21 protein-coding genes are annotated in these 22,916 nt (G+C 63.8%); 16 read left to right on the forward strand and 5 right to left on the reverse strand.

The window, feature by feature from the left end:
• Window positions 1–21: 21 nt before the first annotated feature.
• Both xdhC and guaD read left to right on the forward strand, forming a co-directional pair.
• Window positions 22–867 (forward strand): xanthine dehydrogenase accessory protein XdhC, encoded by an 846-nt coding sequence (gene xdhC / locus ACYUME_RS18170; protein ID WP_460416149.1) that lies wholly within the window; start codon window positions 22–24, stop codon window positions 865–867.
• A gap of 10 nt (window positions 868–877) precedes the next feature.
• The gene (gene guaD, locus ACYUME_RS18175; RefSeq protein ID WP_460416150.1) at window positions 878–2,182 is read left to right on the forward strand and encodes a guanine deaminase; all 1,305 of its coding nucleotides are present in this window, start codon (window positions 878–880) and stop codon (window positions 2,180–2,182) included.
• Here the strand turns inward: guaD and aqpZ are convergent.
• Together aqpZ and ACYUME_RS18185 are read right to left on the reverse strand one after the other, a co-directional pair.
• Window positions 2,179–2,877, reverse strand: a complete 699-nt coding sequence (gene aqpZ, locus ACYUME_RS18180) for an aquaporin Z (protein WP_460416152.1) — start codon at window positions 2,875–2,877, stop codon at window positions 2,179–2,181. The two genes, guaD and aqpZ, sit on opposite strands and share 4 nt — an antisense overlap.
• A gap of 151 nt (window positions 2,878–3,028) precedes the next feature.
• Entirely contained in the window at window positions 3,029–3,784 is a 756-nt protein-coding gene (locus ACYUME_RS18185; RefSeq protein WP_279804568.1) for a GntR family transcriptional regulator, read from the reverse strand.
• Window positions 3,785–4,142: 358 nt separating this feature from the next.
• Between ACYUME_RS18185 and ACYUME_RS18190 the strand changes: the two genes are divergently transcribed.
• Entirely contained in the window at window positions 4,143–5,492 is a 1,350-nt protein-coding gene (locus ACYUME_RS18190) for an NCS2 family permease (protein ID WP_460416154.1), read from the forward strand.
• A 275-nt stretch (window positions 5,493–5,767) separates the two neighbouring features.
• Here the strand turns inward: ACYUME_RS18190 and uraH are convergent, their stop codons facing one another.
• Window positions 5,768–6,121 (reverse strand): hydroxyisourate hydrolase, encoded by a 354-nt coding sequence (gene uraH / locus ACYUME_RS18195; protein WP_279888770.1) that lies wholly within the window; start codon window positions 6,119–6,121, stop codon window positions 5,768–5,770.
• Between the two features lie 377 nt (window positions 6,122–6,498).
• Here uraH and puuE point away from each other — a divergent pair, with 377 nt between their 5' ends.
• From puuE to ACYUME_RS18230, 7 genes are all read left to right on the forward strand, one after another.
• Entirely contained in the window at window positions 6,499–7,425 is a 927-nt protein-coding gene (gene puuE / locus ACYUME_RS18200) for an allantoinase PuuE (RefSeq protein ID WP_279888769.1), read from the forward strand.
• Window positions 7,425–7,940, forward strand: a complete 516-nt coding sequence (gene uraD / locus ACYUME_RS18205) for a 2-oxo-4-hydroxy-4-carboxy-5-ureidoimidazoline decarboxylase (RefSeq protein ID WP_279888768.1) — start codon at window positions 7,425–7,427, stop codon at window positions 7,938–7,940. Before puuE ends, uraD begins: the two co-directional genes overlap by 1 nt.
• 53 nt (window positions 7,941–7,993) lie before the next feature.
• Window positions 7,994–8,497 carry an ureidoglycolate lyase gene (locus ACYUME_RS18210; RefSeq protein WP_046856488.1) on the forward strand — a complete coding sequence of 168 codons (504 nt, stop codon included), beginning with the start codon at window positions 7,994–7,996 and terminating at the stop codon, window positions 8,495–8,497.
• Between the two features lie 45 nt (window positions 8,498–8,542).
• Window positions 8,543–9,862, forward strand: a complete 1,320-nt coding sequence (locus ACYUME_RS18215) for a urate hydroxylase PuuD (protein WP_279888765.1) — start codon at window positions 8,543–8,545, stop codon at window positions 9,860–9,862.
• A gap of 160 nt (window positions 9,863–10,022) precedes the next feature.
• Complete coding sequence (locus ACYUME_RS18220; RefSeq protein WP_279888763.1) at window positions 10,023–11,378, forward strand: nucleobase:cation symporter-2 family protein; 1,356 nt, start codon at window positions 10,023–10,025, stop codon at window positions 11,376–11,378.
• Between the two features lie 140 nt (window positions 11,379–11,518).
• Window positions 11,519–12,304 carry an outer membrane protein OmpK gene (locus ACYUME_RS18225; protein ID WP_460416156.1) on the forward strand — a complete coding sequence of 262 codons (786 nt, stop codon included), beginning with the start codon at window positions 11,519–11,521 and terminating at the stop codon, window positions 12,302–12,304.
• Between the two features lie 351 nt (window positions 12,305–12,655).
• Window positions 12,656–13,438 carry an outer membrane protein OmpK gene (locus tag ACYUME_RS18230; protein WP_279888761.1) on the forward strand — a complete coding sequence of 261 codons (783 nt, stop codon included), beginning with the start codon at window positions 12,656–12,658 and terminating at the stop codon, window positions 13,436–13,438.
• 166 nt (window positions 13,439–13,604) lie between these two features.
• Here ACYUME_RS18230 and ACYUME_RS18235 read toward each other — a convergent pair whose 3' ends face one another.
• A complete protein-coding gene (locus tag ACYUME_RS18235; RefSeq protein WP_460416158.1) occupies window positions 13,605–14,519 on the reverse strand; it encodes a DUF808 domain-containing protein in 915 nt (304 codons plus the stop codon).
• 130 nt (window positions 14,520–14,649) lie between these two features.
• Here ACYUME_RS18235 and ACYUME_RS18240 point away from each other — a divergent pair, with 130 nt between their 5' ends.
• Window positions 14,650–15,261, forward strand: coding sequence for a TetR/AcrR family transcriptional regulator (locus ACYUME_RS18240; RefSeq protein WP_279884155.1), 612 nt, complete (start codon window positions 14,650–14,652; stop codon window positions 15,259–15,261).
• A gap of 127 nt (window positions 15,262–15,388) precedes the next feature.
• Here the strand turns inward: ACYUME_RS18240 and ACYUME_RS18245 are convergent, their stop codons facing one another.
• Complete coding sequence (locus tag ACYUME_RS18245; protein ID WP_460416160.1) at window positions 15,389–15,829, reverse strand: GlcG/HbpS family heme-binding protein; 441 nt, start codon at window positions 15,827–15,829, stop codon at window positions 15,389–15,391.
• Window positions 15,830–16,086: 257 nt separating this feature from the next.
• Here ACYUME_RS18245 and gcl point away from each other — a divergent pair, with 257 nt between their 5' ends.
• The 5 genes from gcl (at window position 16,087) to pyk (ending at window position 22,717) form a co-directional block, all read left to right on the forward strand.
• On the forward strand, window positions 16,087–17,862 hold the full coding sequence (gene gcl, locus ACYUME_RS18250) for a glyoxylate carboligase (protein WP_460416162.1): 1,776 nt from the start codon (window positions 16,087–16,089) through the stop codon (window positions 17,860–17,862).
• A gap of 54 nt (window positions 17,863–17,916) precedes the next feature.
• On the forward strand, window positions 17,917–18,699 hold the full coding sequence (gene hyi / locus ACYUME_RS18255) for a hydroxypyruvate isomerase (protein ID WP_460416164.1): 783 nt from the start codon (window positions 17,917–17,919) through the stop codon (window positions 18,697–18,699).
• Window positions 18,700–18,876: 177 nt separating this feature from the next.
• On the forward strand, window positions 18,877–19,770 hold the full coding sequence (locus ACYUME_RS18260; protein ID WP_460416166.1) for a 2-hydroxy-3-oxopropionate reductase: 894 nt from the start codon (window positions 18,877–18,879) through the stop codon (window positions 19,768–19,770).
• 260 nt (window positions 19,771–20,030) lie between these two features.
• Window positions 20,031–21,305: a glycerate kinase type-2 family protein gene (locus tag ACYUME_RS18265; protein ID WP_279884164.1), complete on the forward strand. Its 1,275-nt coding sequence runs from the start codon at window positions 20,031–20,033 to the stop codon at window positions 21,303–21,305.
• Entirely contained in the window at window positions 21,302–22,717 is a 1,416-nt protein-coding gene (pyk, locus tag ACYUME_RS18270) for a pyruvate kinase (RefSeq protein ID WP_460416168.1), read from the forward strand. Before ACYUME_RS18265 ends, pyk begins: the two co-directional genes overlap by 4 nt.
• Window positions 22,718–22,916 lie beyond the last annotated feature (199 nt).

A 22,916-nucleotide genomic window follows, 5' to 3' on the forward strand; every position in this document is an offset into this window, starting at 1 on the left:
GGCACGAGGAGGATTGAAGACATGCACCAATGGATCAACGCCCTCGCCGACCATCAAGCCCGCGGCGAACCCTGCGTCCTGGTGACCATCATCGAGGAACGCGGCTCCACGCCACGCAACGCCGGCTCGAAGATGGTGGTCAGCGCCAGTGCGCTGTACGACACCATCGGCGGTGGCCACCTGGAGTTCAAGGCCCTGCACATCGCCCGGCAGATGCTCGAGCAACACCGCAGCACCCCGCACCTGGAGCGCTTCAGTCTCGGCGCCAGCCTCGGCCAGTGCTGCGGCGGCGCCACCGTGCTGCTGTTCGAGCCGATGACCGGCGTGCAGGCCGAGATCGCCGTGTTCGGCGCGGGCCATGTCGGCCGCGCTCTGGTACCCTTGCTCGCCGCGCTACCCTGCCGGGTGCGCTGGATCGATTCGCGCGAGCAGGAGTTCCCCGACGTCATCGCCAACGGGGTGAGCAAGATCGTCAGCGAAGAGCCGGTCGACGAAGTCGCCGACCTGCCCGCCGGCAGCTACTGCATCGTCATGACCCACAACCACCAGCTGGACCTGGAACTGACCGCCGCGATCCTCAAGCGCAACGATTTCACCTGGTTCGGCCTGATCGGTTCGAAGACCAAGCGGGTCAAGTTCGAGCACCGCCTGCGCGAGCGCGGTTTCGACGACGCGCTGATGGCGCGCATGCGCTGCCCGATGGGCCTGGCCGAGGTCAAGGGCAAGCTGCCAATCGAGATCGCCGTGTCCATCGCCGCCGAGATCATTGCCACCTACAACGCCTGCTTCGGCCAGCACGACGCTGCCGCCAATTCAGGCCCCATCGCCCAGTTGCTGCCGTCCTCGCGACGCAGCCAGACCCTTTGACGAGAGCCCTATGAGCGCAACCCGCAAAGCCTACCGAGCCGCCATCCTGCACAGCATCGCCGACCCCGCCGAGGTCGGCCTGGAGGCGTCCTGCGAATACTATGAAGACGGCCTGCTGGTGGTCGACGACGGTCGCATCAGCGCCCTGGGCCATGCCAGCGAGCTGCTGCCGACCCTCGCTGCCGACATCCCGGTCGAACACTACCAGGATGCCCTGATCACCCCGGGCTTCATCGACACCCATATCCACTTCCCGCAGACCGGCATGATCGGTTCGTACGGCGAGCAGCTGCTGGACTGGCTCAACACCTACACCTTCCCCTGCGAGAAGCAATTCGCCGACAAGGCTCATGCCGACCAAGTGGCGAAAATCTTCCTCAAGGAGCTGCTGCGCAACGGCACCACCACCGCGCTGGTGTTCGGCAGCGTGCACCCGGAGTCGGTCAACGCCCTGTTCGAGGAGGCCGAGCGCCTGGACCTGCGTATGATCGCCGGCAAGGTGATGATGGACCGCAACGCCCCCGACTACCTGACCGACACCGCCGAATCCAGCTACCGCGACAGCAAGGCGCTGATCGAGCGCTGGCACGGCAAGGGCCGCCTGCACTACGCGGTCACCCCGCGTTTCGCGCCGACCAGCACGCCGGAGCAGTTGAGCGTGGCCGGCCAGTTGCTCAAGGAGCACCCGGGCGTGTACATGCACACCCACCTGTCGGAGAACCTCAAGGAAATCGACTGGGTCAAGTCGCTGTTCCCCGAGCAAAAAGGCTACCTCGACGTCTACGACCACTTCGAGCTGCTCGGCGAGCGCTCGGTGTTCGCCCACGGCGTGCACCTGTGCGACGACGAGTGCCAGCGCCTGGCCGAGACCGGTTCGGCCATCGCTTTCTGCCCGACGTCCAACCTGTTCCTCGGCAGCGGCCTGTTCAACCTGCCCCAGGCCGAGCGCTTCAAGGTCAACGTCGGCCTGGGCACCGACGTCGGCGCCGGCACCAGCTTCTCGCTGCTCAATACCCTGAACGAGGCGTACAAGGTGATGCAGCTGCAGGGCGCGCGCCTGCACCCGTACAAGTCGCTGTACCTGGCCACCCTCGGCGGCGCCCGCGCCTTGCGCCTGGACGATCGCATCGGCAGCCTGCGCCCCGGCAACGACGCCGACTTCGTGGTGCTCGACTACAAGGCCACCCCGCTGCTGGACTACCGCCTGCAGCAGTCGAGGAACATCGAGGAGACCCTGTTCGTGCTCACCACCCTGGGCGACGACCGCACCGTGCGCGAGACCTACGCCGCCGGGCGTTGCGTGCACCAGCGCTAAGGCTGTTTCGCCAGGCCACGGTACAGCGCGCCGCCGATCGCAGCCCCGATCAGCGGCGCCAGCCAGAACAGCCACAGCTGCTGCAAGGCCCAACCGCCAACGAACAGCGCAGGCCCGGTGCTACGCGCCGGGTTCACCGAGGTGTTGGTCACCGGGATCGAGATCAGGTGGATCAAGGTCAGCCCCAGGCCGATGGCGATCGGCGCGAACCCCGCCGGCGCCCGGGTATCCGTGGCGCCCATGATGATCACCAGGAACATCGCCGTCATCACCACTTCGCTGACGAAACCAGCCGCCAGGGTGTAGCCCCCCGGCGAGTGCTCGCCATAGCCATTGGACGCCATGCCGTTGGCCACTTCGAAACCCGCCTTGCCACTGGCGATGAGGTAGATCACGCCAGCCGCAAGGATGGCACCGATCACTTGGGCGATGACGTAGGGCAACAACTCCCTGGCTGGAAAGCGCCCACCCACCACTAGGCCGAACGATACGGCAGGATTGAGATGGCAACCGGAGATATGGCCGATGGCGAAGGCCATGGTCAGGACCGTCAGGCCAAAGGCAAAGGCGACACCGAGCACACCGATACCGACGGGTGAGCTGGCGGCCAGCACGGCGCTGCCACACCCCCCCAGAACCAACCAGAAGGTGCCGACCAGCTCGGCACCCATGCGCACACCCAGAGACATGGTCATGGACCTCTCCTCAAGTAATTGGACGCAACGACTGCGCAAGCCCAACTACATTGAACAGGGGTTTGCAACTAGTAAATCTATCAGGGACCCGGCAAATGGCCAGAAACGACAAGGGGCTGCAAAGCAGCCCCTTGATCATTCAGGCAAACGTTCAACCCTTGGCGGCGGCCTTGGGCTTTTTCAGCAAATGCGAGAACACCGCATGCAGGTCGTCCGACGCGCTTTCCTCGTCGAGGTTGAGCTTGCTGTCGATATGGTCCATGTGATGCATCATCAGGCTCACCGCTTGTTCGGCATCGCGCGCCTCGATGGCATCGATCAGTTGCATGTGCTCGTCGTACGAGCAGTGCGAGCGATTGCCGCTCTCGTACTGGGCGATGATTAGCGAGGTCTGTGATACCAGGCTGCGCTGGAAGCTCACCAGCGGCGCATTGCCTGCGGCTTCGGCCAGCTTGAGGTGGAACTCACCGGACAGGCGGATGCCGGCGCCCCGGTCACCGCGCGAGAAGCTGTCGCGCTCCTCGCGGACCATCTGGCGCAGTTCGTTGAGTTGATCGAGGGTGGCGTGCTGCACGGCCAGTTCGGTGATGGCGCGCTCGACCATGCGCCGGGAGAAGAACACCTGGCGCGCCTCTTCGACGGTCGGGCTGGCCACCACGGCGCCGCGGTTGGGTCGCAGCAGCACCACGCTTTCGTGGGCCAGGCGCGACAGCGCACGACGAATGATGGTACGGCTGACGCCGAAGATCTCGCCCAGCGCTTCCTCGCTCAACTTGGTGCCCGGAGCCAGGCGCTGCTCGAGGATCGCCTCGAAGATATGCGCGTAGACGATGTCGTCCTGGGTACCGCTGCGGCCGGCCTTGCCGGTGCGCGCAGGTTTTTTCAGGGGTTGCAGCTGTTCGTTCATGGGCTCTCGAGCACGAAGGATCTGCCAGTCGGACCGTGACTGTAATACCTGTCAGCGGGGGGATGGCAAGTCCGGGAAGAAGATGATGGGCCAAGGTATGGCGCCATTGTACACAGGCTGACCCGTTTCTGCAGATAGCCTTTTACCTATATAGCCGTTGTACGGCGGTTTGCGCGCACAAAAGATAAAACATTATTTGCATTATTTGTACACAAACGCATAATCCTGCGAGCAACTTCCTGACCCAGAAGTCAACAAAATGGTCGGACGTCTGCCACACCCTCCCTCGCGAAGCCCCCAAGTGCGCAGGCTCAGGACCAGGCTTCGAACAACAAGAAAGACTTGAGGAGTACTCGCTGTGGAAAGCCGCAAATCCGAAGCACCTACGCTGGATCTCGCCCCACCGCTCGAAACGGGCTGGCTGGAGCGGATTTTCAAACTCAAGCGACACGGCACTACCGTCAGGACCGAACTGATCGCCGGGGTGACTACCTTCATCACCATGGCCTACATCATCTTCGTCAACCCCAACATCATGGCCGACGCCGGCATCGACCACGGCGCGGCATTCGTCGCCACCTGCATCGCCGCCGCGCTCGGCTGCCTGCTGATGGGCCTGTACGCCAACTGGCCGGTGGGACTGGCACCGGGCATGGGGCTCAATGCCTTCTTCACCTACACCGTGGTCGGAACCATGGGCTACAGCTGGGAAACCGCGCTGGGGGCGGTGTTCGTCTCGGGCGTGCTGTTCATGTTCCTGACCGTGTCGCGCGTGCGCGAGTGGCTGCTCAACAGCATCCCGGTGAGCCTGCGCCATGCCATGGGGGCCGGCGTCGGATTGTTCCTCGGGCTGATCGGCCTGAAGACCGCCGGCATCATCGTCGACAGCCCGGCCACCCTGGTCAAGCTGGGCTCACTGCATGAGCCTGGCCCGCTGCTGGCGGCGCTGTGCTTCCTGCTGATCGCCATCCTCAGCTACAAGCGGGTGTTCGGCGCGATTTTGATCAGCATCATCGGCGTCACCATGGCCGGCTGGGGCCTGGGCCTGGTGAAGTTCGGCGGGGTGATGTCGATGCCTCCGAGCCTGGCGCCGACCTGGATGGCCATGGACGTGGCCGGCGTGTTCAACGTCAGCATGATCAGCGTGGTGCTGGCCTTCCTGTTCGTGCACATGTTCGACACCGCCGGCACGCTGATGGGCGTGGCGCAGCGCGCCAACCTGGTGGCGCCGGACGGGCGCATCGAGAACCTGTCGCGGGCGCTCAAGGCCGACAGTACCTCCAGCGTGTTCGGCGCCGTGGTCGGCGTGCCGCCGGTGACCAGCTATGTGGAAAGTGCCGCGGGCGTGGCGGCGGGTGGGCGTACCGGCCTGACGGCTGTGGTGGTTGGCCTGCTGTTCGTCGCAGCGATGTTCTTCGCCCCACTGGCCGGGATGATTCCGGCCTATGCCACTGCCGGCGCGCTGATCTATGTGGCGATGCTGATGATGGGCAGCATGGCGCATATCGAGTGGGACGAAGCCACCGACAGCATTCCGGCGATCGTCACGGTGATCATGATGCCGCTGACCTTCTCGGTGGCCGATGGCATCGCCCTGGGCTTCATCAGCTATGTGGCGCTCAAGGCCGGGACCGGCAAGTACAAGGAGATCTCGGCGAGCCTGTGGGTGCTGTGCCTGATCTTCATTGCCAAGTTTGTGTTCCTCTGATCACGCTGCAACAACCAAGGGCGCCTCGGCGCCCTATCTTTTTGCCTGCTAATGACGATCCCCTGTAGGAGCGGCCTTGTGTCGCGAAAGGGCTGCGCAGCGGCCCCAGGATCTCGGCATCATGCAATATTGTCGGGGCCGCTGCGCGGCCCTTTCGCGACACAAGGCCGCTCCTACAGTGCAGGTCGCACCCAAGGTGTAAAAACAACAGACGAAAAAAAGCCCGCCAGTGTGAGAGCGGGCCAAGGACCTACGAAGATTCTTCTAGCGACCAACTAGCTTCCACGATAGGTCGAATAGCTGTACGGCGAGATCAGCAGCGGCACGTGATAGTGCTCCTGCTTCTCGTCGATACCAAAGCGCAGCACGACCACGTCGAGGAACGCGGTGTCCGGCAGCTTGACGCCTTTGCCACGGTAGTAGTCGCCGGCGCTGAACTGCAATTGATAGACGCCAGTGCGGTAGTCGTCACCCTGCAGCAACGGCGCGTCGACGCGACCATCGCTGTTGGTCAGGGCAGTGTTCACCAGTTCCAGCTGCTGGCCTTCGACGCGGTACAGCTCGACCTTGATCGAGCTGCCCGGGCAGCCATGCGCGGCGTCCAGTACGTGTGTGGTCAAACGTCCCATTTGCTTGTCGCCTCTTGTCGTATGCGTGGGCAAAAAATACTCGGCAAGCACCGGGCGCGAGGCCTTCGGCGTGCGGGAATGACGCCATTAAGACAGTTCGGCGACAAATTGTACACAATTTTTTATCCCCTCCCGCGCAATCCCCACAGAACAAGCCACCAGTCGCAAAGACTCGCGCCATCACGCACCCCACAGCATTAACTGACCAATCGGGCAGGTTTCTTGCAAGCCATTCTCAAGCGACAAATGGGAAGAAATGCGGAAAAACAGGCTTACAAAAGAATTAAGAACTTGTATACAATCAGCCCATCCGGTGGTGCGACACCCCGACGCGGCCCGCCCACCCACCGCATTAACGAACAAGAAGGAAGACTGCAGTGAGCGCTGACTATCCTCGCGACCTGATCGGTTACGGCAACAACCCACCTCATCCGCAGTGGCCGGGCAATGCCCGCATTGCGCTGTCCTTCGTGCTCAACTACGAAGAAGGTGGCGAGCGCAACATCCTGCACGGCGACAAGGAGTCCGAAGCGTTCCTTTCCGAAATGGTCGCCGCCCAGCCACTGCAGGGCGTGCGCAACATGAGCATGGAGTCGCTGTACGAATACGGCAGCCGCGCCGGCGTGTGGCGCCTGCTCAAGCTGTTCAAGGACAGCGGCGTGCCGCTGACCATCTTCGCCGTGGCCATGGCCGCCCAGCGCCACCCCGACGTGATCCGCGCCATGGCCGAAGCCGGCCACGAGATCTGCAGCCACGGCTACCGCTGGATCGACTACCAGTACATGGATGAAGCGCAAGAGCGCGAGCACATGCTCGAGGCCATCCGCATCCTCACCGAGATCACCGGCGAGCGCCCAGTGGGCTGGTACACCGGCCGCACTGGCCCGAACACCCGGCGCCTGGTGATGGAGGAAGGCGGCTTCCTCTACGACAGCGACACCTATGACGACGACCTGCCCTACTGGGAGCCGAACAACCCGACCGACAAGCCGCACCTGGTGATCCCCTACACCCTGGACACCAACGACATGCGCTTCACCCAGGTCCAGGGCTTCAACTGCGGCGAGCAGTTCTTCCAGTACTTGAAAGACGCCTTCGACGTGCTCTACGCCGAGGGTGCCGAGGCACCGAAGATGCTGTCGATCGGCCTGCACTGCCGCCTGGTCGGCCGTCCGGCGCGCCTGGCCGCGCTCAAGCGCTTCGTCGACTACGCCAAGAGCCACGACCAGGTCTGGTTCGCCCGTCGCGCGGACATCGCCCGCCACTGGCACGCCACCCACCCGTACAAGAAAGAGAACGCCTGATGACCGCCTTCCAGACCCTCAAACCCTCCTCCCTGGAGCGTGACGCCTTCGTCAAGGCCTTCGCCGACATCTACGAGCACTCGCCGTGGGTCGCCGAGAAAGCCTACGACCTGGGCCAGCTGGCCGAGCTGGACGAGATCGAGGCGCTGCACCAGCGCATGAGCGACATCCTGCTCAGCGCCAGCCACGCCGAGCAACTGGCGCTGATCAACGCCCACCCGGACCTGGCCGGCAAGGCCGCCATCCAGGGCGAGCTGACCGAATCGAGCACCAACGAACAGGCCGGCGCCGGCATCCACCAGTGCACCGCCGAAGAGTTCGCCCGCTTCACCGAACTCAACGACGCCTACAAGGCCAAGTTCCAGTTCCCGTTCATCATGGCGGTCAAGGGCAGCAACCGGCACCAGATCCTCGCCTCCTTCGAAAAGCGCATCCACAACGAGCCGGATGCCGAGTTCAAGGAAGCCCTGGCGCAGATCAACCTGATCGCCCTGTTCCGCCTGCTGCAGCTGTGACCGCTGCCGCTTGAGCCTTATTTCAGAACAACGAACATAGAAGAGATAACCGCATGCGCACCCTGATGATCGAGCCCCTGACCAAAGAAGCCTTCGCCCCCTTCGGTGACGTGATCGAAACCGACGGCAGCGACCACTTCATGATCAACAACGGCTCGACCATGCGCTTCCACAAGCTCGCCACGGTGGAAACCGCCGAGCCCGAAGACAAGGCGATCATCAGCATCTTCCGCGCCGACGCACTGGAGATGCCGCTGACCGTGCGCATGCTGGAACGCCATCCGCTGGGCAGCCAGGCTTTCATCCCGCTGCTCGGCAACCCCTTTCTGATCGTGGTCGCGCCCGTTGGCGATGCACCTGTATCAGGCTTGGTCCGAGCCTTCCGCAGCAATGGCAGGCAGGGCATCAATTACCATCGCGGCGTCTGGCACCACCCGGTGCTGACGATCGAAAAGCGGGATGACTTCCTGGTGGTTGATCGCAGTGGTTCCGGCAACAACTGCGATGAGCATTACTTCCCCGAGGAACAGATGTTGATCCTCAATCCCCACCAATAAGAAAGGGTCGGTCATCTAAAAGGTGACTGGCAAGAGGTACATACTGTGGAAGCACACCTTCACGAATGGCTGAACCTGAGCATTCGCTGGGTTCACATGATCACCGGCGTGGCCTGGATCGGTGCATCGTTCTACTTCGTCTGGCTGGAAAACAACCTGAACCGGAGCAATCCGCGCGACGGGCTGTCGGGTGACCTGTGGGCCATCCACGGCGGTGGTATCTACCACCTCGAGAAGTACAAGCTGGCGCCGCCGAAAATGCCCGAGAACCTGCACTGGTTCAAATGGGAAGCCTACTTCACCTGGATGTCCGGTATCGCCCTGCTGTGCGTGGTGTTCTACTGGAACCCGACCCTGTACCTGCTGGCCCCCGGCAGCACCCTGAGCGGTCCCGAGGGCGTCGCCATCGGTATCGGTTCGCTGGTCGCCGGCTGGTTCATCTACGACTTCCTGTGCGATTCGCCCCTGGGCAAGAAACCGGCCCTGCTCGGCGCCGTGCTGTTCGTGCTGATCATCGCCGCCTGCTGGGGCTTCAGCCTGGTGTTCAGCGGCCGTGGCGCCTACCTGCACACCGGCGCGATCATCGGCACCATCATGGTCGGCAACGTGTTCCGCATCATCATGCCGGCCCAGCGCCAGCTGGTGGCGGCGATCGAGAAGAACGAGACTCCCGACCCGGTGCTGCCGGCCAAGGGCCTGCTGCGTTCACGCCACAACAACTACTTCACCCTGCCGGTGCTGTTCATCATGATCAGCAACCACTTCCCGAGCACCTACGGCAGCCAGTACAACTGGTTGATCCTGGCAGGGATCGCGGTGGCCGCGGTACTGATCCGTCACTACTTCAACACCCGCCACGACAGCAACAAGTACGCCTGGACCCTGCCCGCCGGTGCCCTGGCGATGATCTGCCTGGCCTACGTGACCGGTCCCAAGCCGCTGCCGACCGCCCCCGAGCAGGCTGCCGCCAAGGTCGAATACCAGCCGCTGCCGGCCACTGCCGTCGGTGGCAAGACCGCCGCTGAGCTGCGCGCGGAGGAGGCCGCCAAGCCTGCCCAGGCACCGGCCGCGGAACCTGCCCAGGCCACGGCCCAGGCGGCCACCGGCAACTTCGACAAGATCCACACCGTCATCCAGGAACGCTGCACCGTGTGCCACTCGGCCAAGCCGACCAGCCCGCTGTTCAGCGCTGCCCCTGGCGGCGTGATGTTCGACACCCCGCAGCAGATCCAGGCCCAAGCCGCGCGCATCCAGGCGCAGGCCGTCGCCAGCCAGATCATGCCGTTGGGCAACATCACCCAGATGACCGTCGAAGAGCGCAAGCTGGTCGGCGACTGGATCGCCAAAGGCGCGCAGGTCAACTAAAGAGCAGCCGCAAGCTGCAAGCCTCAAGCTGTAAGTCGTCAGGCAACAAGCAAGCATCGAGCCTCAGGCTTCGAGCGGATACCACAAGCTTCTACTTGAAGCTTGCCGCTTGAAGCTTGTGGCTTGGATCCGAGAATAAAAACAAAACTCGAGGTGCTGCATGTCCGAGTCACCCAAGGCGTACATCCCTGTTGCGCCGCCACGACAGCCCCTGCCCTTGTTCCAGCTGATCCTGGTGGGTCTGCAACACGTTCTGCTGATGTACGGAGGCGCCATCGCCGTGCCGCTGATCATCGGCCAGGCGGCGGGCCTGTCCCGCGAAGAAGTCGCCTTCCTGATCAACGCCGACCTGCTGGTCGCCGGCGTCGCCACCATCATCCAATCCTTCGGCATCGGCCCCGTGGGCATCCGCATGCCCGTCATGATGGGCGCCAGCTTCGCCGCGGTCGGCAGCATGGTGGCCATGGCCGGCATGCCTGGCGTCGGCCTGCAGGGGATCTTCGGCGCGACCATCGCCGCCGGGTTCTTCGGCATGCTGATCGCGCCGTTCATGTCCAAGGTCGTGCGCTTCTTCCCACCGCTGGTGACCGGCACGGTCATCACCTCCATCGGCCTGTCACTGTTCCCGGTGGCGGTCAACTGGGCCGGAGGGGGACATGAGGCGCAAGCCTTCGGCGCACCGATCTACCTCATGGTCGCCGGCCTGGTGCTGGCGGTGATCCTGCTGATCAACCGCTTCATGCGTGGTTTCTGGGTCAATGTGTCGGTACTGGTCGGCATGGGCCTGGGCTACGTGCTCGCCGGCTCCATCGGCATGGTCGACCTGTCGGGCCTGAGCGAGGCGCCGTGGCTGCAGGTGGTCACCCCCCTGCACTTCGGCATGCCGACCTTCAGCCTGGCGCCGATCCTGTCGATGTGCCTGGTGGTGGTGATCATCTTCGTCGAGTCCACGGGCATGTTCCTCGCCCTGGGCAAGGTGACCGACCGTGAAGTCACGCCGGGCATGCTGCGGCGCGGCCTGCTGTGCGACGCCGGCGCGTCGTTCATCGCCGGCTTCTTCAACACCTTCACCCACTCCTCGTTCGCCCAGAACATCGGCCTGGTGCAGATGACCGGGGTGCGCTGCCGCTATGTCACGGTGATGGCCGGCGTGCTACTGATCCTGCTCAGCCTGCTGCCCAAGGCCGCCTTCCTGATCGCCTCGATCCCGCCCGCGGTACTGGGCGGCGCGTCCATCGCCATGTTCGGCATGGTCACCGCCACCGGGATCAAGATTCTCCAGGAAGCGGACATCGCCGACCGGCGCAACCAGCTGCTGGTCGCGGTCAGCGTCGGCTTCGGCCTGATCCCGGTGGTGCGGCCGGAGTTCTTCGCGCAGATGCCGCAGTGGATGGAACCGATCACCCACAGTGGCATTGCCATGGCCACGCTCAGCGCGCTGGTGCTGAACCTGCTGTTCAACATTCTCGGTGGCGCCGACCGCGCCGCGCACAACGACGCCTGCCACCAGCATTGAGTGATGAGGGGCGGCAGCACTTGCCGCCCTGCTCGACCCAAGCAGTAACCGTTGCACCGTCGGCCCGCCGGAATGGGCCGTCCGGGGCGCTTGCGCGCCGAAAAAGCCCTAACAAAAACAATAAGTCCGGGAAATACAACATGAAGCGCATCACCACGTCCGTTCTGCTGGGCAGCAGCCTGCTGGCCACCCTCCCCGTCCAGGCCGGCGAATGGCTGCAGTGGCATGGCGAAAGCCTGACGTACCTGTATGGCAAGGATTTCAAGGTCAATCCCGACATCCAGCAGACCATCACCTTCGAGCACGCCAACAAGTGGAAGTACGGCGACACCTTCCTGTTCGTCGACAAGATCTTCTACAACGGCAAGGCCGACCCCGGCAAAGGCGTGACCACCTACTACGGCGAATTCAGCCCGCGCCTGTCGCTCGGCAAGATCTTCGACCGCTCGTTCGCCTTCGGTCCCGTCAAGGACGTGTTGCTGGCCATGACCTACGAACGCGGCGAAGGCGACAATGAGGCCTACCTGATCGGCCCCGGCTTCGACCTGAATGTTCCCGGCTTCAACTACTTCACCCTGAACTTCTACGTGCGCAACACCGAAGGCAGCCGCCCCGGCGACAACGTCTGGCAGATCACCCCGGCCTGGTCCTACACCATTCCCGTGGGCAGATCCGACATTCTGATCGACGGCTACATGGACTGGGTGGTCGACAACGACCAGACCCGCCGCGGCACCTACCACGCCAACCTGCAGTTCAACCCGCAGGTCAAGTACGACCTCGGCAAGGCCCTGAACCTGGGCGCCAAACAGCTCTACGTCGGGTTCGAATACAGCTACTGGAAGGACAAGTACGGCATCGACAGCCGTGGCAACGTCGACAGCAACCAGAGCGTCGCCAGCGCCCTGGTCAAGGTGCATTTCTGAAGATCTGACCGAACGCTCAAGCGTGTAGCACCGTGCTCCAGGACGGAGCACTTGAGGCCAGGCGCGCAAGCCAGTAATCTGCGCGCCCCCTCGATCAGGGCAGGAAGGATCCCTGCCCGCGTTTACTGACCGCTCAGTCAATGATTTCGGGCGGTTGGCCAACGTGTTGCCAGCCAGAAATACCCATTTCATCTGTTCAGAAAGACGTCGAGCAGGACGGTTGTGCCCAACGCGGAAAAGTTGGCGCAGCTCTTGCCAAACAGCTGTGGCCAATTGAAAAAAGCTGACCCAAAAGACAAGAACAGCGCCCGAGCGCTGACAACAGATCCAATAAAGGGAGCGACACTCGCAATGCGTACCATCAATAGCCTGATCCTCGCCGGTGGCCTGCTGGCCTGCGGCGCCAGCCAAGCCGGCGACCTGCTGCAATGGCAGAACAACAGCCTCACCTACCTGTGGGGCAAGAACTTCAAGGTCAACCCCGAGATCCAGCAGACCGTGACCTTCGAGCACGCCGATGCCTGGAAGTACGGCGACAACTTCATCTTCTTCGACAAGATCTTCTACCAGGGCAAGAAAGACGCCAGCAACGGCCCGAACACCTACTACGGCGAAATCAGCCCGCGCCTGTCGTTCGGCAAGATCTTCGACCAGAAGCTCGAGTTCGGCCCGGTGAAGGACGTGCTGCTGGCCATGACCTACGAGTTCGGCGAGGGTGACACCGAGTCCTACCTGATCGGTCCCGGCTTCGACCTGAACATCCCAGGCTTCGACTACTTCCAGCTGAACTTCTACCAGCGCACCACCGACGGCAGCCGCCCGGGTGACAATGTCTGGCAGATCACCCCGGTGTGGTCGTACACCATCCCGGTGGGCTCCTCCGACATTCTCATCGACGGTTTCATGGACTGGGTGGTGGACAACGACGAGAACCGTCGCGGCACCTACCAGGCGAACCTGCACTTCAACCCGCAGGTCAAGTACGACCTGGGCAAGGCGCTGCACCTGGGCGAGAAGCAGTTGTACGTGGGTATCGAGTACGACTACTGGAAGAACAAATACGGCATCAAGGACAGCGACACCTTCACCACCGATCAGAACACCATGAGCTTCCTGGTCAAGGTGCACTTCTGATCTGATGCCAGTGTAAAGCCTGTAGGAGCGGCCTTGCGTCGCGAAAGGGCTGCGCAGCAGCCCCGACGATTTTGCATGATGCCGAGATCCTGGGGCCGCTTCGCGGCCCTTTCGCGACACAAGGCCGCTCCTACAGGAGATCCGAGGCAAGCCCCGGCCGGGCACCTCAGCTTGCCGGTTTAACCGCCCGCCACACCTTGCCCGCGACAGCAACCACCGCCAGCACCACCGCCCCGGCGATCATCCCCGCGACACCATTGAGCAACGCCCCGGTCAACGCCCCGCCACGCCCTGCGCTGAACGCCTCGATGGCGTGATGCAGCGGCGCGATGCCATGCACCAAGATGCCGCCACCGACCAGGAACATCGCCGCGGTGCCGATCACCGACAGGCTCTTCATCATGTACGGCGCGGCGCGCAGGATGCCGTTACCCACCGCCCGAGCCAGGCTCGAAGCCTTTTGCGTCATCCACAGCCCCAGGTCGTCGAGCTTGACGATGCCCGCCACCAGGCCATAGACGCCAATGGTCATGACCAGCGCGATGCCCGACAGCACGATGATCTGCTGGCTCAGCGGCGCATCGGCCACCGTGCCCAGGGTGATGGCGATGATCTCGGCGGAAAGAATGAAGTCGGTGCGCACCGCGCCCTTGATCTTGGTCTTCTCGTAAGCCACCAGGTCGATGTTGGCATCGGCCACGGCTTCCTTGCGCGCCTCGTGCTGAACCTGGTCCTCTGCCTTGCTGTGCAGGAACTTGTGCGCCAGCTTCTCGAAGCCCTCGAAGCACAGGTAGGCACCACCGACCATCAACAACGGCGTCACCGCCCAGGGAATGAACGCGCTGATCAGCAGCGCCGCCGGCACCAGAATCGCCTTGTTCAGCAGCGAGCCCTTGGCCACCGCCCACACCACCGGGAGTTCACGCTCGGCGCGCACGCCCGTCACCTGCTGAGCGTTGAGCGCCAGGTCATCGCCCAGCACCCCGGCGGTCTTCTTCGCCGCGACCTTGGTCATCAGCGACACATCGTCCAGCACCGTGGCGATGTCATCGATCAGCACCAACAGACTGCTTCCTGCCATGTTCTTCGATCCAAAGGGTCCAAAGCACCGATTCTAGCCGAAAGCGGCTGCCTTGAGCGCTCATCGGGGCCGGTGCTACCATGCCCGATCCCTCTCAGAGGCGGTCAGACCACGAGGAAGATCCCCGACAATGAGCACCATTCGCGAGCGCAACAAGGAACTGATCCTGCGCGCGGCCAGTGAAGAATTCGCCGACAAGGGCTTCGCCGCCACCAAGACCAGCGACATCGCGGCCAAGGCCGGGCTGCCCAAGCCGAACGTCTACTACTACTTCAAGTCGAAGGAAAACCTCTACCGCGAAGTACTCGAGAGCATCATCGCGCCGATCATGCAGGCCTCGACGCCGTTCAACGCCGACGGCGACCCCAAGGAGGTGCTGAGTTCGTACATCCGCTCGAAGATCCGCATCTCCCGCGACCTGCCCCACGCCTCGAAGGTGTTCGCCAGCGAGATCATGCACGGCGCGCCGCACCTTTCACCACGCCAGGTCGAGCAACTCAACGAGCAGGCGCGGCACAACATCGAATGCATCCAGCGCTGGATCGAGCGTGGGCAGATCGCCAACGTCGACGCGCACCACCTGATGTTCAGCATCTGGGCGGCGACGCAGACCTATGCGGATTTCGACTGGCAGATCGCCGTGGTGACTGGCAAGACCAAGCTGGCCGACAGCGACTATGACGCGGCGGCGGAGACGATCATCCGCCTGGTGTTGAAGGGCTGCGAGCCCGAGGCGGCCTGATAGGGCCAATGGGGCTGCTGTGCAGCCCGTTCGCGACACAAGGCCGCTCCTACAGAGGTTACGCATTTCCCTGTAGGAGCGGCCTTGTGTCGCGATGGGCCGCAGAGCGGCCCCAAAATGACGAGCCTTACGCAGCAACCCCCGCATCCGCCGTCAGCCCCACCTCTTCGATCGCGCTGATCGCGCACTGCTCGTCGATATCCGACGTATCCCCGCTGATCCCGACAGCCCCCAGCACCTTGCCATCCTGATCACGGATCAGCACCCCACCCGGCACCGGCACCACCGGTCGCTCACCCAGCCCGTTCAGCGCGGCATAGAACGCCGGCCGCTGCTGTGAATCCAGCGCCAGCAGGCGCGATCCCTTGCCCAGCGCCACCGCCCCCCAGGCCTTGCCTATGGCCACCTGCGGGCGCAGCAAGGTGGCGCCATCCTCGCGCTGCAACGTCAGCAGGTGCCCGCCGGCATCCAGTACCGCGACGGTCAGCGGCGCGGCGTTGATCTTGCGCCCTGCGGCCAACGCGGCGTTTACCACACCGACAGCGTCTTTGAGGGTCAATGCGTTCATGGAAAGGTCCTCTTCTTGTTGTGAGAAGCCCTGAGGGCAGTTGAAAACCAGTAGACAGCATAGAACACAACAAAGACACCATTTGTATACAATTATCTGGATCAGTTTCGCCAGATGCGACGAAATGCCGCCCCATCGCCCAATGACTGCCCAGTCAACGCCGCCGACGAAAATGGATTGACCTTTTGCGCAGAGCATGAATACACTCTGTCGCAACGCAAGTTGTATACAATTACAAAATCGATGAGGCACAACCCATGAGCAAAATGAGAGCAATCGATGCAGCCGTTCTGGTCATGCGCCGTGAAGGTGTAGATACCGCGTTCGGCATTCCAGGGGCTGCCATCAATCCGCTGTACTCGGCCCTGAAGAAAGTCGGTGGCATCGATCACGTCCTCGCTCGCCACGTCGAAGGTGCCTCGCACATGGCCGAGGGCTACACCCGCGCCAACCCGGGCAACATCGGTGTGTGCATCGGCACCTCCGGCCCCGCCGGCACCGACATGGTCACCGGCCTGTACAGCGCCTCGGCCGACTCCATCCCGATTCTCTGCATCACTGGCCAGGCCCCGCGTGCGCGCCTGCACAAGGAAGACTTCCAGGCCGTCGACATCACCAGCATCGTCAAACCGGTGACCAAGTGGGCAACTACTGTACTGGAGCCGGGCCAGGTGCCCTATGCCTTCCAGAAGGCCTTCTACGAAATGCGCACCGGTCGCCCTGGCCCGGTGCTGATCGATCTGCCGTTCGACGTGCAGATGGCCGAGATCGAATTCGACATCGATGCCTACGAGCCGCTGCCAGTACACAAGCCACAAGCCAGCCGCGTACAGGCCGAAAAAGCCCTGACCCTGCTCAATGACGCCGAGCGCCCGCTGCTGGTCGCCGGTGGCGGCATCATCAACGCCGACGCCAGCGACAAGCTGGTCGAGTTCGCCGAGCTGACCGGCGTGCCGGTCATCCCGACCCTGATGGGCTGGGGCTCCATCCCGGACGACCACCCACTGATGGTCGGCATGGTTGGCCTGCAGACCTCGCACCGCTACGGCAACGCCACCCTGCTCAAGTCCGACCTGGTATTCGGCATCGGCAACCGCTGGGCCAACCGCCACACCGGCTCGGTCGACGTCTACACCGAAGGCCGCAAGTTCGTGCATGTCGACATCGAGCCGACCCAGATCGGCCGCGTGTTCACCCCTGACCTGGGTATCGTCTCGGATGCCGGCAAAGCGCTGGACGTGTTCCTCGAGGTGGCCCGCGAATGGAAAGCCGCCGGCAAGCTCAAGGATCGCAGCGCCTGGCTGGAAGACTGCCAGCAACGCAAGTCGAGCCTGCAGCGCAAGACCCACTTCGACAACGTGCCGGTCAAGCCGCAGCGCGTGTACGAAGAGATGAACCAGGTGTTCGGCAAGGACACCTGCTACGTCAGCACCATTGGTCTTTCGCAGATCGCCGGCGCGCAGTTCCTGCACGTGTACAAGCCACGCCACTGGATCAACTGCGGCCAGGCCGGCCCGCTGGGCTGGACCATCCCTGCCGCCCTCGGCGTGGTCAAGGCCGATCCGAAGCGCAAGGTCGTCGCGCTGTCCGGTGACTACGACTTCCAGTTCATGATCGAAGAGCTGGCAGTCGGCGCGCAGTTCAACCTGCCGTACGTCCACGTGCTGGTGAACAACGCCTACCTCGGCCTGATCCGCCAGGCCCAGCGTGGTTTCGACATGGATTACTGTGTACAACTGGCGTTCGAGAACATCAATTCCACCGACGCCGCCACCTACGGTGTCGATCACGTCGCCGTGGTCGAGGGCCTGGGCTGCAAGGCCATCCGCGTATTCGAACCGGCCGACATCGCCCCTGCCCTGCTCAAGGCGCAGAAGATGGCCGAAGAGTTCCGCGTGCCGGTGGTGGTCGAAGTGATTCTCGAGCGCGTGACCAACATTTCCATGGGCACCGAGATCAACGCGGTCAACGAATTCGAAGACCTCGCCCTGGTCGGCAACGACGCGCCGACCGCCATCTCGCTGCTGGACTGATCGCCTGACGCCCCCGTGCCTCGCGCGGGGGTACTCAACGCAAGGAGACGACTTATGCCTCGCTTCGCCGCCAACCTGTCCATGCTGTTCACCGAACAGGACTTCCTGGCCCGCTTCAAGGCCGCCGCCGACGCCGGTTTCAGCGGCGTCGAATATCTCTTCCCGTACGATTTCAGCGCCGCCGAAATCAAGCAGCAGCTCGACGCCCACGGCCTGACCCAGGTGCTGTTCAACCTGCCTGCCGGCGACTGGTCGAAAGGTGAGCGCGGCATCACCTGCCATCCCGAGCGCATCGAAGAGTTCCGCGCCGGCGTCGACAAGGCCATCGAGTACGCCAAGGTGCTGGGCAACACCCAGGTCAACGCCCTGGCCGGCATCCGCCCCGAGGGCCTGGACTGCGCCACCGTGCGCAAGACCTTCGTGGAAAACCTGCGCTATGCCGCCGACAAGCTCAAGGCCGCCGGGATCCGCCTGGTCATGGAAATGATCAACACCCGCGACATCCCCGGCTTCTACCTGAACACCACGAAACAGGCCCTGGAAATCCAGGCCGAGGTGGGCAGCGACAACCTGTTCCTGCAGTACGACATCTATCACATGCAGATCATGGAAGGTGACCTGGCGCGCACCCTGGAAACCAACCTGAAGCTGATCAACCACGTGCAGCTGGCCGACAACCCAGGTCGCCACGAGCCGGGCACCGGCGAGATCAACTACCGCTTCCTGTTCGAGCACCTGGACCGCATCGGCTACCAGGGCTGGGTGGGCGCGGAGTACAAGCCCAAGACCACCACCGAGGCGGGCCTGGGCTGGCTCAAGACCCATAACGCAATTTAAGGATGCACACGGTCCCTGTAGGAGCGGCCTTGTGTCGCGATGGGCTGCGCAGCAGCCCCCGGCAATCGCTGAAATGGCCGAAATCGTGGGGCCGCTTCGCGCCCCAATCGCGACACAAGGCCGCTCCTACAAGGACCTGGTCGCCTGTTCATACAAATACAAAGAGGCAGAACTCTCATGGCTAAAATCGGTTTCCTCGGCACCGGCATCATGGGCAAGCCCATGGCCCAGAACCTGCAAAAAGCAGGTCACAGCATCTTCGTTTCCACCCACCACGACGCCGCTCCGGCCGACCTGATCGCCGCCGGCGCCGTGGCCCTGGCCAACCCGAAAGAGGTTGCCCAGGAAGCCGAGTTCATCATCGTCATGGTCCCGGACACCCCGCAGGTCGAAAGCGTGCTGTTCGGTGAGAACGGCGTCGCCGAAGGCGTCGGCCCGAACAAGGTGGTGATCGACATGAGCTCGATCTCCCCTACCGCCACCAAGGCCTTCGCCGAGAAGATCAAGGCCACCGGCGCCGCCTACCTGGACGCCCCGGTGTCCGGCGGCGAAGTCGGCGCCAAGGCCGGCACCCTGAGCATCATGGTCGGTGGCTGCCCGAAAGCCTTCGAGCGCACCCTGCCGCTGTTCGAGGCCATGGGCAAGAACATCACCCGCGTCGGTGGCAACGGTGACGGCCAGACCGCCAAGGTCGCCAACCAGATCATCGTCGCCCTGAACATCCAGGCCGTCGGCGAAGCCCTGCTGTTCGCCGCCAAGAACGGCGCGGACCCAGCCAAGGTGCGTGAAGCGCTGATGGGCGGCTTCGCCTCGTCGAAGATCCTCGAAGTGCACGCCGAGCGCATGATCAAGGGCACCTTCGATCCGGGCTTCCGCATCAACCTGCACCAGAAGGACCTGAACCTGGCCCTGCAAGGCGCCAAGGAGCTGGGCATCAACCTGCCCAACACCTCCAACGCCCAGCAAGTGTTCAGCACCTGCGTGGCGCTGGGCGGCGGCAACTGGGACCACTCGGCGCTGATCAAGGGCCTGGAGCACATGGCCAACTTCTCGATCCGCGACGACAAGTGATTTGAATCCGGGGGCTGCTGCGCAGCCCTTTCGCGACACAAGGCCGCTCCTACAGGCGGTACGCAATCCCCTGTAGGAGCGGCCTTGTGTAGCGAAAGGGGCGCAAAGCGCCCCCACGATTCCAGATCCAACACCGCTGAACCTGCAACCACAGGTCCAGCGGTGACCCCGAGCAACACCCGCCCCTGGTTCGGCCTGCACGGAGGCAGTTCCAGGGGCGTTTTCGATTTTGCAGAACAACAAGAATCTGGGAGCCTGCCATGTCGGTCGATCCACAAAAACTCCTGCGCGAACTGTTCGACACAGCCATCGCCGCCGCCCACCCCCGCCAGGTGCTGGAACCCTATCTGCCCGCCGACCGCAGCGGCCGGGTCATCGTCATCGGCGCCGGCAAGGCCGCCGCCGCCATGGCCGAAGTGGTCGAGAAGAGCTGGCAGGGCGAAGTCTGCGGCCTGGTGGTCACCCGCTACGGCCATGGCGCCAGCTGCCAGAAGATCGAGGTGGTCGAAGCCGCCCACCCGGTCCCCGATGCCGCCGGCCTGGCCGTGGCCAAGCGCGTGCTCGACCTGGTCAGCAACCTGAGCGAAGACGACCGCGTCATCTTCCTCCTGTCCGGCGGCGGCTCGGCCCTGCTGGCCCTGCCCGCCGAAGGCCTGACCCTGGCCGACAAGCAACAGATCAACAAGGCCCTGCTCAAGTCCGGCGCCACCATCGGCGAGATGAACTGCGTGCGCAAGCACCTCTCGGCGATCAAGGGCGGCCGCCTGGCCAAGGCCTGCTGGCCGGCTACCGTCTACACCTACGCGATTTCCGACGTGCCGGGCGATCTCGCCACCGTCATCGCCTCCGGCCCCACCGTGGCCGACCCGAGCACCTCGGCCGACGCCCTGGCGATCATCAAGCGCTACAACATCGACGCGCCCAAGGCCGTCATCGACTGGCTCAACAACCCAGCCTCCGAGACCGTCAAGGCCGATGATCCGGCCCTGTCCCGCAGCCACTTCCAGCTGATCGCCAGGCCCCAGCAGTCGCTGGAGGCCGCCGCGGTGAAGGCACGCCAAGCTGGCTTCAGCCCGTTGATCCTCGGCGACCTGGAGGGCGAGTCGCGCGAAGTGGCCAAGGTGCATGCTGGCATCGCCCGGCAGATCGTCCTGCACGGCCAACCGCTCAAGGCACCCTGCGTGATCCTCTCCGGCGGCGAGACCACCGTCACCGTGCGCGGCAACGGCCGTGGCGGGCGCAACGCCGAGTTCCTGCTCAGCCTCACCGAAAGCCTCAAAGGCCTGCCGGGCGTGCATGCCCTGGCCGGCGACACCGACGGCATTGATGGCTCGGAGGACAACGCCGGCGCCTTCATGACCCCGGACAGCCATGCCCGCGCCGAGGCCCTGGGCCTGTCGGCCAGCGATGAATTGGACAACAACAACGGCTATGGCTACTTCGCCGCCCTCGACGCGCTGATCGTCACCGAGCCGACCCGCACCAACGTCAACGACTTCCGTGCCATCCTGATCCTCGAGACTCCGCAATCATGACGCCTGATAAAAAAGTCAAAATCCTCGCCACCCTCGGGCCTGCGATCAAAGGCATCGATGACATCCGCCAACTGGTCGAGGCCGGAGTGAACATTTTCCGCCTCAACTTCAGCCACGGCGAACACGCCGACCACGCCCTGCGCTACCAGTGGATCCGCGAAGTCGAGCAGCAGCTCAACTACCCGCTGGGCATTCTCATGGACCTGCAGGGGCCGAAGCTGCGCGTCGGCCGTTTCGCTGACGGCAAGGTCCAACTGCAACGCGGCCAGGCCCTGCGCCTGGACCTGGACAAGACCCCGGGCGACAGCCGTCGGGTCAACCTGCCGCACCCGGAGATCATCGCCGCGCTGGAGCCGGGCATGGACCTGCTGCTGGACGACGGCAAGCTGCGCCTGCGCGTCACCGCCAAGCACAGCGACGCCATCGACACCGAAGTGCTGGCCGGTGGCGAGCTGTCCGACCGCAAGGGCGTCAACGTGCCCCAGGCGGTGCTGGACCTCTCCCCGCTGACCGAGAAGGACCGCCGCGACCTGGCCTTCGGTCTGGAGCTGGGGGTCGACTGGGTGGCGCTGTCGTTCGTCCAGCGTCCCGAGGACATCGTCGAGGCACGTCAACTGATCGGCGAGCGCGCCTACCTGATGGCCAAGATCGAGAAGCCCTCGGCGGTCGAGCAGCTGCAGGCCATCGCCGAGCTGTCCGACGCAATCATGGTCGCCCGTGGCGACCTGGGCGTGGAAGTGCCGGCCGAGAGCGTGCCGCAGATCCAGAAGCGCATCATCGGCACCTGCCGCCAGCTGGGCAAGCCGGTGGTGGTGGCCACCCAGATGCTCGAATCCATGCGCTTCTCCCCGGCCCCGACCCGCGCTGAAGTCACCGACGTGGCCAATGCCGTGGCCGAAGGCGCGGACGCGGTGATGCTGTCGGCCGAGACCGCCTCGGGTGACTACCCGCTGGAAGCGGTGCAGATGATGAGCAAGATCATCCGCCAGGTGGAGAATGGCCCGGACTACCAGGCCCAGCTCGACGTTGGCCGACCGAAGGCCGAGGCCACCGTGTCGGACGCCATCAGCTGCGCGATCCGTCGTATCAGCGGCATCCTGCCGGTGGCGGTGCTGGTCAACTACAGCGAGTCGGGGGCCTCGACCCTGCGCGCCGCCCGTGAGCGCCCGCGCGCGCCGATCCTCAACCTGACGCCGAACCTCAACACCGCTCGCCGCCTGAGCGTGACCTGGGGCGTGCATTCGGTGGTCAACGACCGCTTGCGCCAGGTCGACGAAGTCGTCTCCACCGCGCTGGAGATCGCCCAGGCGCAAGGCATGGCCAGCCGTGGCGACACGCTGCTGATCACCGCCGGTGTGCCTTTCGGCAAGCCGGGTTCGACTAACACCTTGCGGATCGAGACCTTGGTTTGAGATCGCCGGGGGCGCTCTGCGCCCCTTTCGCGACACAAGGCCGCTCCTACAGGGATCGCACCCAGGCATGAATACACGATCCCTGTAGGAGCGGCCTTGTGTCGCGATTGGAGGGCGCTGCCCTCCCCGTACACCGCTACAACAGAACTGCGGAAAACCGAGGCCCAAAGAGGCCCACCGCTCCCCCACTCACCTTGCC

It is taken from the genome of Pseudomonas sp. microsymbiont 2 (assembly GCF_054788395.1).

Coding starts and splice junctions, on each gene's coding strand:
- xdhC (WP_460416149.1), top strand. CDS start 22: ATGCACCAATGGATCAACGCCCTCGCCGACCATCAAGCCCGCGGCGAA.
- guaD (WP_460416150.1), top strand. CDS start 878: ATGAGCGCAACCCGCAAAGCCTACCGAGCCGCCATCCTGCACAGCATC.
- aqpZ (WP_460416152.1), bottom strand. CDS start 2,877: ATGACCATGTCTCTGGGTGTGCGCATGGGTGCCGAGCTGGTCGGCACC.
- ACYUME_RS18185 (WP_279804568.1), bottom strand. CDS start 3,784: ATGAACGAACAGCTGCAACCCCTGAAAAAACCTGCGCGCACCGGCAAG.
- uraH (WP_279888770.1), bottom strand. CDS start 6,121: ATGGGACGTTTGACCACACACGTACTGGACGCCGCGCATGGCTGCCCG.
- uraD (WP_279888768.1), top strand. CDS start 7,425: ATGACCGCCTTCCAGACCCTCAAACCCTCCTCCCTGGAGCGTGACGCC.
- ACYUME_RS18210 (WP_046856488.1), top strand. CDS start 7,994: ATGCGCACCCTGATGATCGAGCCCCTGACCAAAGAAGCCTTCGCCCCC.
- ACYUME_RS18220 (WP_279888763.1), top strand. CDS start 10,023: ATGTCCGAGTCACCCAAGGCGTACATCCCTGTTGCGCCGCCACGACAG.
- ACYUME_RS18225 (WP_460416156.1), top strand. CDS start 11,519: ATGAAGCGCATCACCACGTCCGTTCTGCTGGGCAGCAGCCTGCTGGCC.
- ACYUME_RS18230 (WP_279888761.1), top strand. CDS start 12,656: ATGCGTACCATCAATAGCCTGATCCTCGCCGGTGGCCTGCTGGCCTGC.
- ACYUME_RS18235 (WP_460416158.1), bottom strand. CDS start 14,519: ATGGCAGGAAGCAGTCTGTTGGTGCTGATCGATGACATCGCCACGGTG.
- ACYUME_RS18240 (WP_279884155.1), top strand. CDS start 14,650: ATGAGCACCATTCGCGAGCGCAACAAGGAACTGATCCTGCGCGCGGCC.
- ACYUME_RS18245 (WP_460416160.1), bottom strand. CDS start 15,829: ATGAACGCATTGACCCTCAAAGACGCTGTCGGTGTGGTAAACGCCGCG.
- gcl (WP_460416162.1), top strand. CDS start 16,087: ATGAGCAAAATGAGAGCAATCGATGCAGCCGTTCTGGTCATGCGCCGT.
- hyi (WP_460416164.1), top strand. CDS start 17,917: ATGCCTCGCTTCGCCGCCAACCTGTCCATGCTGTTCACCGAACAGGAC.
- ACYUME_RS18260 (WP_460416166.1), top strand. CDS start 18,877: ATGGCTAAAATCGGTTTCCTCGGCACCGGCATCATGGGCAAGCCCATG.
- ACYUME_RS18265 (WP_279884164.1), top strand. CDS start 20,031: ATGTCGGTCGATCCACAAAAACTCCTGCGCGAACTGTTCGACACAGCC.
- pyk (WP_460416168.1), top strand. CDS start 21,302: ATGACGCCTGATAAAAAAGTCAAAATCCTCGCCACCCTCGGGCCTGCG.